This window comes from Kitasatospora albolonga, assembly GCF_039535905.1.
Lineage (GTDB): Bacteria > Actinomycetota > Actinomycetes > Streptomycetales > Streptomycetaceae > Kitasatospora > Kitasatospora albolonga.
In genome coordinates this window covers 85,210-99,558 of sequence record NZ_BAAAYB010000120.1, presented here as the reverse complement: position 1 = coordinate 99,558, position 14,349 = coordinate 85,210, and the positions used below count along the sequence as shown (strand labels likewise).

At 73.5% G+C, this 14,349-nt stretch carries 8 protein-coding genes; 2 read left to right on the top strand and 6 right to left on the bottom strand.

The genetic code is table 11. The annotated features are described in order from the left end of the window. Positions 1-54 precede the first annotated feature (54 nt). The 4 genes from ABD946_RS29540 to ABD946_RS29525 form a co-directional block, all read right to left on the bottom strand. Positions 55-1,308, bottom strand: coding sequence for a sugar ABC transporter permease (locus tag ABD946_RS29540; RefSeq protein WP_345288596.1), 1,254 nt, complete (start codon positions 1,306-1,308; stop codon positions 55-57). Further along, entirely contained in the window at positions 1,305-2,093 is a 789-nt protein-coding gene (locus ABD946_RS29535; RefSeq protein ID WP_345288595.1) for an ATP-binding cassette domain-containing protein, read from the bottom strand. The genes ABD946_RS29540 and ABD946_RS29535 overlap by 4 nt, the downstream gene beginning before the upstream one ends. A 100-nt stretch (positions 2,094-2,193) precedes the next feature. Next, entirely contained in the window at positions 2,194-3,288 is a 1,095-nt protein-coding gene (locus tag ABD946_RS29530; protein WP_345288594.1) for a sugar ABC transporter substrate-binding protein, read from the bottom strand. Between the two features lie 208 nt (positions 3,289-3,496). Then, complete coding sequence (locus ABD946_RS29525; RefSeq protein WP_345288664.1) at positions 3,497-4,684, bottom strand: ROK family transcriptional regulator; 1,188 nt, start codon at positions 4,682-4,684, stop codon at positions 3,497-3,499. Positions 4,685-4,972: 288 nt separating this feature from the next. Between ABD946_RS29525 and pepN the strand changes: the two genes are divergently transcribed. Beyond that, on the top strand, positions 4,973-7,564 hold the full coding sequence (gene pepN, locus ABD946_RS29520) for an aminopeptidase N (protein WP_345288593.1): 2,592 nt from the start codon (positions 4,973-4,975) through the stop codon (positions 7,562-7,564). 81 nt (positions 7,565-7,645) lie between these two features. Here pepN and ABD946_RS29515 read toward each other — a convergent pair whose 3' ends face one another. Continuing rightward, positions 7,646-7,876 (bottom strand): hypothetical protein, encoded by a 231-nt coding sequence (locus ABD946_RS29515; protein WP_345288592.1) that lies wholly within the window; start codon positions 7,874-7,876, stop codon positions 7,646-7,648. Positions 7,877-7,897: 21 nt separating this feature from the next. Continuing rightward, positions 7,898-10,021: a 4-alpha-glucanotransferase gene (gene malQ, locus ABD946_RS29510; protein ID WP_345288591.1), complete on the bottom strand. Its 2,124-nt coding sequence runs from the start codon at positions 10,019-10,021 to the stop codon at positions 7,898-7,900. Positions 10,022-10,470: 449 nt separating this feature from the next. On the opposite strand from malQ, the gene ABD946_RS29505 reads away from it, so the two are divergent. Beyond that, entirely contained in the window at positions 10,471-14,247 is a 3,777-nt protein-coding gene (locus tag ABD946_RS29505) for a beta-N-acetylglucosaminidase domain-containing protein (RefSeq protein WP_345288590.1), read from the top strand. Positions 14,248-14,349 lie beyond the last annotated feature (102 nt).

Sequence of the window (14,349 nt, the reverse complement as noted above, 5' to 3'; positions counted from 1 at the left end):
AGGCTCGGCACCCGAACGGTTCGGGTGCCGAGCCTCACATGATCGGATTTACGGTCAACCTCGACCGGATGACTTCTGGGTCCGCCGGGAGACCGAGTCCAGGACCACCGCGGCGAGCAGCACCGCGCCGGTGATCATGTACTGGATCGACTGGTTGACGTGCACCAGGTCCAGGCCGGTGATGATCGACTGGATCACCAGGATGCCCAGCAGCGCCGACCAGGTCTTGCCCCGGCCGCCGAACAGGCTGGTGCCGCCGATGACGGCCGCGGCGATCGAGTTCATCAGCACGTTGCCGCCGCCGAGCGCCTTGTCGGCCGAACCCTGCTGGCTCATGATGAACAGCCCGCCGAGGGCGGCCATGCCGGCCGAGATCATGAAGACCGAGATCCGCACCCAGGCCACGTTGATGCCGGCCCGGCGGGCCGCCTCGATGCCGCCGCCGACCGCGAAGATCTGGCGGCCGTAGGAGGTGCGGCGGAGCACGAAGTCGCTCAGCACCACGATGCCGAGGAAGATCACCAGCGGCAGCGGCAGGCCCTGGCTCTGGTTGAGCATGGCGGCGGCGACGACCGCGATCACCGCGAGCACGCCGGTGCGCAGGGCGATCTCGCTCATCGGGCGGGACGGCAGCTCGGCGGCCGCGCGGCGGCGGGCGTCCAGCACCTGACCGGCCGCGAAGAGGGCGACGCCGAGGATCGCGAAGATCCAGGTGGCGGCGATGTCGCCGTCGCCGATGAAGTAGTGGTCCAGGTCGGCGATCACGCCGTCGTTGACCACGTTGGCGGTGCCCTTGTCACCGAGAACGTACTGCTGCAGACCGCTCCAGGCGAGCAGGCCGGCCAGCGTGACCACGAAGGCCGGGACGCCGATCTTGGCGAAGAAGAAGCCGTGCAGCGCGCCCATGGCAACGCCGGCGGCCAGCGCGATCAGGATCGCCAGGTACTCGTTGACGCCCTGACGGGCCGACAGCACGCCGGCTATCGCGGCCGAGACGCCGGCCACCGAGCCGAGCGAGAGGTCGATCTCACCGAGCAGCAGCACGAACACGATGCCGACCGCGATCAGGCCGGGGCCCGCGATCCAGAGCGTGATGTTGGTGAGGTTGTCGGCGTTCAGGAAGTCGCCGGTCAGGCCCTGGAAGATGGCCGCGATCAGGATCAGGCCGAGCACGACCGGGACGGAACCCAGCTCGCCGCTCTTCATCTTCCGCTTGAACTCGTCCAGGTAGCCGGCGACGCCCTGCTGACGGACCAGCAGGCGCGGGTCGACGGGCGGGGCCGGGGTGGTGGAGTCGGTGGTGCTCACTTGGCGTCCTCCGCGATGCGTGCCTGACGCCGCGTCACGGCGTTCTCGGTGGCTCCGGTGATGGCGGAGATGATCTCCTCGTGCGTGGTGGTGGCGACCGGGAAGGAGCCGTTGTTGCGGCCCAGCCGGAGCACCGCCACGGTGTCCGCGACGGCCTTGACGTCCGCCATGTTGTGGCTGATCAGGATGACCCCGAGGCCGCGGTCGCGGAGCCGCTCGACCAGGTCGAGCACCTGGGCGGTCTGCTCGACGCCGAGCGCGGCGGTGGGCTCGTCCAGGATGACGATCTTCGGGTCGCCGACCAGGGCGCGGGCGATCGCGACCACCTGGCGCTGGCCGCCGGAGAGCGCGGCGATCGGGATGCGCACGCTGGGGATGCGGATGGAGAGCGTGTCGAGCAGCTCCTTGGCCCGCTTCTCCATCGCGACCTCGTCCAGGGTCCCGAACTTCCTCAGCTCGCGGCCGAGGAAGAGGTTGCCGACCACGTCGAGGTTGTCGCAGAGCGCGAGGTCCTGGTAGACGGTGGCGACACCGAGGGCCTGGGCGTCCTGCGGGCGGTTGATCCGGACCTCGCGGCCCTCCCACTCGATCGAACCCTCGTCGATCGGGTGGACGCCGGCGATGGTCTTCACCAGCGTCGACTTGCCTGCGCCGTTGTCGCCGACCAGCGCGACGACCTCTCCGGCGTGGACCTCCAGGTGGACGTCGGTGAGCGCCTGGACGGCACCGAAGCGCTTGGAGACCCCGCGCAACGCCAGTACGGGTGCGCCTGTCACGTGAACCATCTCCAGGGGTAGTACGAGAAACGTCGAGGGGGCGCGGCGGTCGGATGTCACGCCGCGCGGGGGGCCGGCGCCCCGTCAGGAGCGCCGGCCCGTGCCGGACTTACTTCAGGCCCGCGGCGGCGCAGGCGGCGGCGTAGTCGGCGGTGCAGATGTCGGCCACCTTGTAGAGCTGGTCGGCGATCACGGTGTCGTTGATGTTCGCCTTGGTGACGACCTTCGGGGTCAGCAGCTTCGCCGGGATGCCCTTGTCGGTCGGGCTGTCCACGGTGGAGGAGGCGACGGCCTTGACGTCCTTGCCCTGGAGCAGGTTGACGGCGAGCTCGGCGGCCGAGTCGGCCAGCGGCTTGTAGGCCTTGTAGATGGTGTAGGCCTGGTCGCCCGAGACGAGGCGCTGGATGGCGTCGATGCCCGCGTCCTGGCCGCCGACCGGGACGTTGATCCCGGCGGCCTTCAGCTGGGTGATGATCGCGGCGGCCATGCCGTCGTTGGCGGAGTAGACGGCCTGGAAGCCGTCCTTGCCCAGCGAGGTGATCGCGGTGCCGATCTTCTGGCCCGCGATGGTCGGCTTCCACTCGCCGGAGGCCTCGTAGACGATCTTCTTGACCTTGCCGTCGAGCGCCTTCTTGGCACCGGACTTGAAGTAGGCCGCGTTGGGGTCGGCCTCGTCACCGTTGATCATCACGACGTTGGCGTCGGCGGCCTTGGCGCCCAGCGCCTCGATCAGGGCCTCGCCCTGGAGCTGGCCGACCTTCTCGTTGTCGAAGGAGACGTAGGCGGAGACCGGGCCGGTGGCCAGACGGTCGTACGCCACGACCTTGACGCCCTTCGCGGCGGCCTCCTTGACCCAGGACTGGGTGGAGGTGGCGTCGAAGGCGTCGAGGATGATCACCTTCACGCCCTGCGCGATCAGGGTGTCGAACTGCTGCTTCTGCTTCGAGGCGGAGCCCTCGGCGTTGCTGTACTTGACGGTGCAGTCCCCGCACAGCGCCTTGACCTTGGCCTCGATGAAGGGCTTGTCGAAGGACTCGTAGCGGGTGGAGGACGCGTTCTCCGGGAGCAGCAGGCCGATCGACTTGGTGTCGCCCGACGAGGCGCTGTCCTTCTTGTCGTCACCGGCCTTGCCACAGGCGGCCATTCCGAGGGCCATCGACACGGCAGCGGTACCGATGACGACGCGACGCATCATTGCGTTCATGGTGGGGGGTGCCTCCCTGACGGAGCCGCAACGTTGCGGCGAGGTGAGAGGGAGTCAACCTCCGGCGATCGCTTGTCGTCAATAAGTAAAACCAAGCGAACGACGATCCGAACCTTTTCGTTATCTTCATGAAGGCGAAGCCGAGACCAAACGGACACGTTCGGCCTCGGCTTCGCCACAATCGGACGCTGGAGAGCGATTTCCGGAGTCAGGCCCCCACGGTGGTGGTCTGCCGGATTGCGCCCGATTCGCCCATCTCGCTCATCACCAGCGCGAGCGCCCCGAGCACCTCGGCCCGGCCACCCAGCGTGCCCGGCACCACCGAGAGCTGGCGCGCCGCAGAGGGGATCGCGTACCGCGCCACCGAGTCCCGGATCGGGGAAAGCACCAGGTCACCGGCCTCGGCCAGGTCTCCGCCGAGGATCACCCGGCGGGGGTTGAGCAGGTTGCACAGGGTGGCCACGCCGGTGCCGATCTGCCGGCCGGCGTCGGCGATCACCCGGCGGCAGCCGAGGTCGCCCTGCTGCGCCAGCTGCACCACCTTGGTCAGGGTCAGCTCGCCCGGGTGGTTGGCGTTCAAGAGATTGAGCAGGTACCGGGAGCCGACGAAGGTCTCCAGGCAGCCCCGGTTGCCGCAGCGGCAGACCGGGCCGGACTCGTCCAGCGTGATGTGCCCGATCTCGCCCGCCGTGCCGCCCGGGCCGCGGTAGATCTGACCGTTGATCACCAGGCCGGAGCCGACGCCGCTGGCCACCTTGATGTACGCCAGGTCGGTCAGCCCGCGGCCCGCTCCCCAGACCAGCTCGCCGAGCGCGCCGAGGTTGGCGTCGTTGTCGACGTGCACCTCCATGCCCAGGCGCTGGGCCAGCTCCCGGCCGGGCGCGATGCCCGTCCAGCCCGGCAGGATCGCGGTGGAGCCCAGCGCCCCGGTCTCCTGGTCGATCGGGCCGGGCACGCCCAGGCCCACCCCGATCACCTTCTCGGCCTTGAAGCCGGCCTGCGCCAGCAGCCTGGCCACCAGCGCCTCGGCGCGGTCGAAGCCCTGCTGGGCCGAGACGTCCACGTCGATCGGCTCGCTCTCCTCGGCCAGCACCCGGTGCGCCAGGTTGCCGACGGCGACCCGCAGGTGGGTGTGGCCGAAGTCCACGCCGACCACGATACCGGCGTCCCCGCTGAGCGAGACGGAGCGCGCCCGGCGGCCGCCTGACGAGGTGTCGGCCACCACGACGGTGCCGCTCTCCTTGAGCTCCCGGACGATGTTGGACACCGTGGCCGCGGAGAGTCCGGTGGACCGGGCGATCTCCGCCTGGGTCAGCGAGCCCGCCATCCGGACCGCCCGCAGCACCCGTTCGAGATTGGCCCGGTGCAGCGAGGACTGCGATCCCGGTGTGTCCAGCGACATGATTCACCCTCCTAGGGCGCGACGGCCCGACGGCCTCCGCACCAGCCGCGCCGTTGCGGCGGAGCTCCGGATATTCACCTTCAACTTCTGAACCCTATGCTCGGCCACCCGCCCGACGCCTCGTCAAGAGCGAACCCGCCCTGAACGCAGATCGAACACGGATCGTTGTCTGGGGTCTCCCCTCCAGGATGCGTCCGCGGTGTCGGTCGGATACTCCGGGGCGGGGCGGGAGGACGACGTGGAAGGATGGCCGCACCCATGCCTGACAAAGGAGTCCTACGAGTGCCTGGCACCAACTTGACCCGTGAGGAGGCCCGCACCCGGGCCGCGCTCCTGCACGTGGAGTCGTACGACATCGACCTCGACCTGAGCTCGGCCCGTGAGGGCGGCACCTTCCGCTCCACCACCACGGTCCGGTTCTCCGCCACCACCCCGGGCGCCGAGAGCTTCATCGACCTGGTGGCGCCGAGCGTCTCCGAGATCGTGCTGAACGGACAGGCACTGCCGCTGGACTCGTTCGCCGACAGCCGGATCGCGCTGCCGGGCCTGGCCGCCGAGAACGAGCTGACGGTCGTCGCGGACTGCGCCTTCACCAACACCGGCGAGGGCCTGCACCGCTTCGTCGACCCGGTCGACGGCGAGACCTACCTCTACACCCAGTTCGAGGTGCCGGACGCCCGCCGCGTGTTCGCCTCCTTCGAGCAGCCCGACCTGAAGGCGAGCTTCACCTTCACGGTGACCGCGCCGAACGGCTGGGCCGTCATCTCCAACTCGCCCACCCCGCAGCCCGAGGGCGAGGGCGACACCCGGGTCTGGCGGTTCAGCCCCACCGGCCGGATCTCCACCTACATCACCGCGCTGATCGTCGGCCCGTACGTCGGCGTCTTCGACGAGTACCGCAACGGCGACCAGGTCGTGCCGCTCGGCGTGTACTGCCGCCCCTCGCTGCGCGAGTTCCTGGACGCCGACGCGATCTTCACGGTCACCCGGCAGGGCTTCGACTACTTCCAGGAGAAGTTCGACTGCCCCTACCCGTTCGAGAAGTACGACCAGCTCTTCGTGCCGGAGTTCAACGCCGGCGCGATGGAGAACGCGGGCGCGGTCACCTTCCGGGACCAGTACGTCTTCCGCTCGAAGGTCACCGACGCCGCCTACGAGGCCCGGGCGTCCACGATCCTGCACGAGCTGGCCCACATGTGGTTCGGCAACCTGGTCACCATGGAGTGGTGGAACGACCTCTGGCTGAACGAGTCGTTCGCGACCTTCGCAGAGTCGGTCTGCCAGGCCGAGGCGGCCGGCTCGCAGTGGCCGGACTCCTGGACCACCTTCGCCAACGAGATGAAGACCTGGGCCTACCGCCAGGACCAGCTCCCCTCGACCCACCCGATCATGGCCGAGATCAACGATCTCGAGGACGTCATGGTCAACTTCGACGGCATCACCTACGCCAAGGGCGCCTCGGTGCTCAAGCAGCTGGTGGCGTACGTCGGCCAGGACGAGTTCTTCAAGGGCGTGCAGGCCTACTTCAAGGCGCACTCCTGGGGGAACACCCGCCTGAGCGACCTGCTCGGCGCCCTGGAGCGGACCAGCGGCCGCGACCTCAAGGCCTGGTCCAAGTCCTGGCTGGAGACGGCCGGTATCAACGTGCTGCGCCCGAAGCTGGAGACCGACGCGGCCGGCGTCATCACCTCCTTCTCGGTGCTCCAGGAGGCCCCGGCGCTGCCGGCCGGCGCCAAGGGCGAGGCCGTGCTGCGCCCGCACCGGATCGCCATCGGCGCCTACGAGCTGAAGGAGGGTCAGCTGGTCCGCACCGAGCGGATCGAGCTGGACGTCGACGGCGCCGAGACCGCCGTGCCGCAGCTGGTCGGCAAGGTCCGCCCGACCGTGCTGCTGCTCAACGACGACGACCTCTCCTACGCCAAGGTCCGGCTCGACGCCGACTCGCTGGCCGCCGTCACCGAGCACCTGGGCGCCTTCGCCACCTCGCTCCCCCGCGCGCTGTGCTGGGCCTCCGCCTGGGACATGACCCGCGACGGCGAGCTGGCCACCCGCGACTACCTGGCGCTGGCCCTCTCCGGCCTGTCCCGGGAGTCCGACATCGGCGTGGTCCAGTCGGTGCAGCGCCAGGTCAAGCTGGCCCTGGACATGTACGCCGACCCGGCCTGGCGCGAGCAGGGCCTGGCCCGCTGGGCCGCCGCCGCCGAGGAGCAGCTGCGTGCCGCCGCCCCGGGCGGCGACCACCAGCTGGCCTGGGCCCGCGCGCTCTCCGCCGTCGCCCGGACGGAGGGTCAGCTCGGCCTGCTGGCCGGTCTGCTGGACGGCTCGCAGGAGCTGGACGGCCTGGCCGTGGACACCGAGCTGCGCTGGGTGCTGCTCTCCCGCCTGGTCGCCACCGGCCGCGCGGACGAGGCCGCCATCGCGGCCGAGCTGGAGCGCGACTCCACCGCCGCCGGCCAGGAGCGCGCCGCCTCCTGCCGCGCCGCCCGCCCGACCGCCGAGGCCAAGGCCGAGGCCTGGGCCTCCGTGGTGGAGCGCGACGACCTCACCAACTACGTGCAGGACGCGGTGATCGGCGGCTTCGGCCAGGCCGACCAGCGCGAGCTGCTCGCCCCCTACGCGGAGCGGTACTTCGCCGCCATCAAGGGCGTCTACGAGACCCGCAGCCACGAGATCTCGCAGCAGATCGTGGTCGGCCTCTACCCGGCCCTCCAGGTCTCGCAGTCCACCCTGGACGCCACCGACGCCTGGCTGGCCTCGGCCGAGCCCGCCCCGGCCCTGCGCCGGATGGTGGTCGAGTCCCGCGCCGCCGTCGAGCGCGCCCTCAAGGCCCAGACCGCCGACCGGTCGGCCGGCGCCCGGGCCCTGGGGCACTGACGGTCCGCCGCACGCGGAAGGGCCGCCGCCCGGGAGCTCCCGGGCGGCGGCCCTTTCGGTTGGTGCGGGTGGCGGGTCGGGTTACTTCTTGCCCTTGCCCAGGGACGGGATCATCACCAGGCCGGCGATGATCGCGAAGGCGACCAGCGGGGCGGCCACGAACAGGCCGAGGGTCTGGGCCACGGAGATGCCGGAGCCCGGGTCGTCGCCGTCGTCCCGGGTCAGCGCCAGGGCGGCGGGCGACGTCAGCAGCATCATCAGCGTCGCCGTGGCGGTGACCGCACCGGCTCGCAAAGCGTTCCTCTTGTCCACGTTTCCCAAGGTACCGGCCGCTTATCGGGCACCGCTCGCCGGGGTGCGCCTTCCGAGCGCCTCCACCAGCCGGGCGGCGGAGTCCGAGGCCGCCAGCTGCTCCAGGGTGACGGGGCGTCCGCTCCGGTCGGCCACCGGCAGCCGCCAGTTCGGGTACTGGTCCCAGGTGCCGGGCAGGTTCTGCGGGCGCGGATCCCCCACCAGGTCGGGCAGCCAGACCCCGACCAGCTCGGCCGGGGTGGCCAGCAGGAAGGCGTAGAGGGCCTCGGGGGTCGGCTCCGCCCCCTCGGCCAGCAGGCCGAGCCGGGTCAGTTCGGCCTGCCAGTCGGCCAGTTCGGCGGCGGCCTCGGCCTGCTCCTCGGCCAACGGGCGGCCCAGCAGGCCGAGCCGGTGGCGCAGCTCCACGTGCTCGCCGGAGAGGCGGGCCGCCGTGCTCGGCAGGTCGTGGGTGGTCAGGGTGGCCAGGCAGGCGGCCCGCCAGCGCTCGGGCGGCAGGATCGCCCCGTCCGCCCGCCAGTCCCGCTCGAACCAGAGCACCGAGGTGCCCAGCACCCCACGGGCCGTCAACTCCTCGCGCACCCCGGGCTCCACCGTGCCCAGGTCCTCGCCGATCACGTACGTGCCGGCCCGGTGCGCCTCCAGGGCCAGCACCCCGAGCATCGCCTCCGCGTCGTAGCGCACGTACGCGCCCTGGGTCGGCGGCAGCCCCTCCGGCACCCACCAGAGCCGGAACAGCCCCATCACGTGGTCGATCCGCACCGCCCCCGCGTGCCGCACCGCCGCCCGCAGCAGCTCCGCGTACGGGGCGTACCCGGCGGCGGCCAGCGCGTCCGGGCGCCAGGGCGGCAGGCCCCAGTCCTGGCCGTGGGCGTTGAAGGCGTCCGGCGGGGCGCCGACCGAGATGCCGGCCGCCAGCACGTCCTGCAGCACCCAGGCGTCCGCGCCGTCCGGGTGCACGCCGACCGCCAGGTCGTGCACCAGGCCGACGGGCATGCCCGCCTCCTCGGCGACCCGCTGGGCCTCGCCGAGCTGGTGGTCCGTCAGCCAGGCCAGCCAGCGGTGGAACTCGACCCGCTCCGCCAGGTCCTGGGCGGCCTTGGTGACGTGCGGGCTGTCCGGGTGGCGCAGGCCCTTCGGCCAGTGGTGCCAGTCGTCGCCGTGCACCTCGGCCAGCGCGCACCAGAGCGCGTACCGCTCCAGCCAGCTGCCCTCGCGCGCCGCGTAGGCCCGGTAGGCGGCCTCGCGGCCGGGGCCCCGGGGGACGCGGTGCAGCAGTTCGAGGGCCTCCAGCTTGACGGCGCGCACCGCGTCGCGGTCCACCAGGCCGTCGTGGGCCAACACCTCCTGGCTCAACCGCCTTCCGCGCTCCCCGAGTTCGGCGAGCTGCCGGTGGTCGGCGTACGGGTACTCGGGGACCGCCTCGATCCGCAGGTGCACCGGATCGGTGAAGCGGCGGGAGGACGGGCGGTACGGGGACGGGTCGGAGGGAGCGCCGGGAAGGGCGGCGTGCAACGGGTTGAGCTGGACGAAGCCGGCCCCGAGGGCGTGGCCGGACCAGGCGGCGAGCTCGGCCAGATCGCCCAGGTCGCCCATGCCCCAGGACCGTTCGGACAGCACCGAGTAGAGCTGGGCCAGGAAGCCCCAGGACCGGCGGCCGATCTCCGGCAGCCGCTGCGGGGCCACGATCAGCGGGGTGGAGTCCGCCCGGCCGTCGGTGGTGCGGACGGTCAGGCGGTGGCGGCCGAGCGGCAGGTCGGCGGGCAGCCAGTGCGAGCGGGACGGCGCGAGCGTCCAGGTGCCGCCGCTCTCCAGCTCCACCGAGAGGCGGGCGCCGGCCGGGACGTCCAGCGCGGTGCGGCGGCCGGCCCGGACCACCACGCACGGCGGGAGGACGCGGGCGGCGAGGTCGGCGCGGTGGCGCTCCAGCGCCGCGCGGACGGCGGCCGGGGTGGAGGCGTCCACGCCGAGGGCGGCCAGGACGGCGACCAGGGTGTGCGGCGCGACCGGCACCGGGCCGGCGCCGACGTCGTACGTGGTGTCCACTCCGTGCGCGTGCGCCAGGGCGGCCAACTCCGGTGAGGGCGGCGGCTCCTGGGCCGGGGCCTGCTGCGGGTCGGCGGCGTCACGGTCGAGATAAGCGGCCACTTCAGGGCTCCTGCGCTCGGTGTAACCGTACGGACACCCCCAGTCCTACCCGTGCCCGCCCCGCCCGACCCGACCCGACACGCCGCCCGGAGGGCGGGTTGGGGGCGCGGGGAACTGCGCGAAGCGGAAGGCGGACCAGCGCGAGATCGGGGCAGGCGAGCCAGTTGCAGGAGCTGCCGTTCCCCCGCGCGCAGTTCCCCGCGCCCCCGGGGTGACCACTCTCGTCAGCCAGCTGTGCCATTCCGCCGCGCGCCCATGCGGCGGAGCCGCACATCATCAGAGCCTCGCGCCCCCGGGGTGACCACCGCCCGCGGCGCGGTCGGTGTGGGCGGACGGACATTGCCGCATAGCGGACATAGTGGGCGCGGGCGTTGACAGTGTTTCGGCTTGCTGATGGGCTGTGCCGCCGGGGGCACGTGGACTGGGGCGATGTGGGCGAGGAGGGTCCTGTGCAGGCTCGGGTGTCGGTGGCCGCCGGGAGGCTGCTGCGGCAGCAGATCGAGCAGAGTGCGGCCCTCCGTGACGTGCTGTACCACCCGGCCGCCCTGGCGGCCCGCCGGGCCACGGCGCGGACGGCCCGTCAGCTGGCGCCGCGCGCCGCGGACCGCCTGATCGCCGATCTCAAGGGCACCGCACCGCTGTTGGCCTCCGTCCGGGCCGAGCGGCGGCACCGCCCGGGCCCGCGGCGGGCGACGCTGCAGCTGGCCGCGACGCTGTCGGCGGCGGCCGTGGTGGGCGGGCTGCTGGTGGCCGCGCCGGGCACGGCGTACGCGGAGCCCTCCCCCGGACGGCCCGTCAGCACGGCGGAGCGCACCCCACTGGGTTCGCTGGCGGACCCTCAGCTCTTCCCGCAGCCGCAGCAGTTGACCTCCGGCGGGCAGCCGGTGGCCGTTCCCGCGACGGTGCAGTTGGTGGCGGCGGAGAAGGCGGACGGCCCGGCGGTCGACCTGCTGAGGTCCCTGCTCACCTCGGCCGGGGCGACCGAGATCACCCCGCTGCCCGGGCCGCCGGAGCACCCGGCGCCCGGGAGCCTGACGGTGTACGTGGGCGGCCCGGCCGAGCTGGCCGGCGGCGCGGCCGACCGGGCGCTGCGGGAGCTGGCGCAGGCGGCCGGGCGCAAGGACACCGAGGCGCTCTCCTTCGACGGGCTGCCCGCCGGGGGCTACCTGCTGGCGGCGGGCCAGGTGCCGGGCGAGGGCGGCCCGCACGGCACCGTGGTGCTGGCCGGGGTGGACGCGGACGGGACGTACCACGCGGCGCAGAGCCTGCGTCAGCTGCTGGCCCCGGCGGCGGACGGCAGGGGCTTCGCGTTCCCGGGCGTGACGGTGCGGGACTGGCCCTCGGGCGCGCCGGTGCGCGGTCTGGCGGAGTCCTTCCACGGCACCCCGTGGAGCACCGACCAGCGGATCGCGCAGCTGGAGTTCCTCGGCCGGACCAAGCAGAACTTCTACCTCTACGCGCCGGGCGCCGACCGCTACCGGCTCTCCCGCTGGCGCGACCCGTACCCGGAGGCGGAGGCCGAGGACCTGCGCCGGCTGGCCGAGGCGGCCCGGCAGAACCACGTGACGCTGGGGTACTCGATCGATCCGGGCCAGTCCTTCTGCTACAGCTCGGGCCGGGACGTGGACGCGCTGCTGGCCAAGCTGGACGGGCTGCGCAGGCTGGGCTTCGGGGCCTTCCAGCTGGAGTTCCTGGACGTCTCCTTCGACGAGTGGCACTGCGGCACCGACCGGCGCGGCTTCGGCACCGGCCCGGAGGCCGCCGCCAAGGCACAGGCCGCGCTGGTCGGCAAGGTCCGGGAGCGGTTGACCAAGGGGAAGCTGCCGCTGACGGTGGTGCCGACGGACTACCAGAAGGCGGCCGTCTCGCCGTACCGCAAGGCGCTGTCCGCCGCGCTGCCCGCCGACGTCCAGGTGGCCTGGAGCGGCGGTGCGGTGATCCCGGCGAAGATCTCGGCGGCCGCCACCGCGGAGGCGGCCCGGGCGGCCGGGCGGCCGCTGGTCACGCTGGACGGCTACCCGGCCAACGACTCGGCGCCGGAGCGGCTCTACCTGGGCGCGTACCAGGGCCGGGAGGCCGGGGTGGCGACCGGTTCGGCCGCGCTGCTGACCGCCGCGATGGAGCAGCCGGTGGCCTCGCAGGTGCCGCTGGCCACCGCCGCCGACTTCGGCTGGAACCCGGCCGGCTACCGGCCCGCGGACTCCTGGCGGGCCGCGCTGCGCCCGCTGGCCGGCTCGGCGCAGGGCCTGGCGGCGCTCACCGCGCTGGCCGGGCACAGCTCCTCCTCGGTGCTGGCCAAGGGCGAGTCCGGCTACCTGACCCCGCTGGCCGAGCGGTTCTGGGCGGCCCTGGAGCCGACCGGCGGGGCCGCGCCGGACCGGGCGAAGCTGGCCGAGGCGGCGGCTCCGCTGCGGGACGCCTTCGCCACCATGGCCGGGGCCCGGCAGGCGCTGGCCACCGAGCAGGTCGGGGTGGAGGCGGACCCGTGGCTCGCCGAACTGGCCGGGTACGGGCGGGCCGGGCTGGCCGCGGTGGACATGCTGCTGGCCCAGCGCGGCGGGGACGGCTCGGCGGCCTGGCAGCAGCGGGTCGCGCTGCGCGGCGAGCGGGAGCGGCTCGGCCAGGGCGGCGCCACGGTCGGTGCCGGGGTGCTGGATCCGTTCCTGGACCGGGCGGTCCGGGCCGCCGACAGCTGGTCGGGGGTGAGCGCCGGGCCGGTCTCGCCGACCACCACCCTGGGCACCGCGCACGACCACCGGCCCTCGCTGATGACCGACGACTCGGCCGACACCTTCTACTGGACCGCCTCCCCGCCGCAGACCGGCGACACCATCGGCCTGGACCTCGGGCCGGGCCGCCCGCTGGGCAGCGTCACGGTGCTGATGGGCAGTTGGGGGCAGGGGCCGGACGCCCGCAGCGCGGCCGGCGACTTCCTGCGCGAGGGCGTGCTGGAGTACAGCACCGGCGAGGGCGGCTGGCGGCCGCTGGCCGATCTGAACGGCCGTCAGGACCTCACCGTGGCCGTCCCGCCCGGGGTGGTGGCCAAGGCCGTCCGGCTGCGCGCCACCTCGGGGCAGAAGACCGCCGTGGCGGTGCGCGAGTTCAGCGTGGCCGCGCCCGGCGAGACCCCGGCCACGGTGACCGGCGGCCCGCTGGCCGAGCCCGGCTCCTCGGCCGCGGCGGTCCTGGACGGGAACCCGGACACCGCCTACCGGGCGGCCACCGCCCCGGCCGCCGGGGACGCCCCGCTCACCGTGGAGCTGGGCGCGGCCCGTCCGCTGGACCGGGTCACCGTGCTGACCGACCCGACCGTGAAGGCCTCCGGCACCGTGGAGCTCGGGCTGCCGGACGGCACCTGGGTGCCGGCCGGGCCGGTCCGCCCCGGCTGGAACGAACTGTCCGCCGGCGGGCGGCAGGTGACGTCCATCCGGCTCAGCTGGGCGCCGGGCGGCGAGCCGCCGGTGGTCAACCAGATCGTGCCCTGGTACCAGGACACCCCGGCCGCCCGGCTCTCGCTCTCCGTTCCGGTGCTGGACGTGGTGGCCGGCGCCGCCGCCCCGGCGCAGACCAACACGGTGGTCGAGTCCGGCCGCCCGGACGGGGTGACCGGCCGCCTCACCGCCGAGGTGCCGGTCGTGGCCCAGGGCCTGACGGTGGCTCCGGTGCCCGAGCTGGCGGTGCCGCGCGGCGGCCGGATCGCCGCCCCGCTGCAGGTGACGGCGGCGGCCGGGACGCCCACCGGGACGTACGAGGTGCCGGTGGTCTTCGCGGCCCAGGGCATGACGGTGCGCCAGACCCTGCGGGTGCGGGTGGTGCCGCCGACCGGCGGGCCCGACCTGGCGCCGCGCGCGACGGCCGCCGCCTCGGGCGCCGACTCCGCGAAGACGCCCGCCTCGGCGGTCAACGACGGGGATCCGCGGACCAGGTGGTCCGCCCCGGCGAAGGACGACGCCTGGGTGCAGCTGGAGCTGCCGGAGCCGGTCCGGCTGGGCTCGGCGGTGCTGGCCTGGGAGACCGCGTACGCCTCCGCGTACCGGCTGGAGGCCTCGGCGGACGGGGTCTCGTGGACCACGGTGGCCACCGTGGCGGACGGCCGGGGCGGCACCGAGACGGTGCGCTTCGACGCCCCGGGCACCCGGTACCTGCGGGTGCAGGGCGTCACCCGGGCCACCAAGTACGGGTACGCGCTCACCTCCGTGCAGCTGTACGGCGTCACCACGGGCTGACGGGAGCGCCCCGGAGGTGACCGCCGCCCCAGGTGCCGGAAACGGGACCGCGCCGCCCCCCTCGTGCTCTCAGGTGGTCGGCGCGGTCCCGTGGTGGTGCGC

Excerpts from the sequence above, each read along its gene's own strand:
- ABD946_RS29535 (WP_345288595.1), bottom strand. The coding sequence starts at position 2,093 with ATGGTTCACGTGACAGGCGCACCCGTACTGGCGTTGCGCGGGGTCTCC.
- ABD946_RS29530 (WP_345288594.1), bottom strand. The coding sequence starts at position 3,288 with ATGAACGCAATGATGCGTCGCGTCGTCATCGGTACCGCTGCCGTGTCG.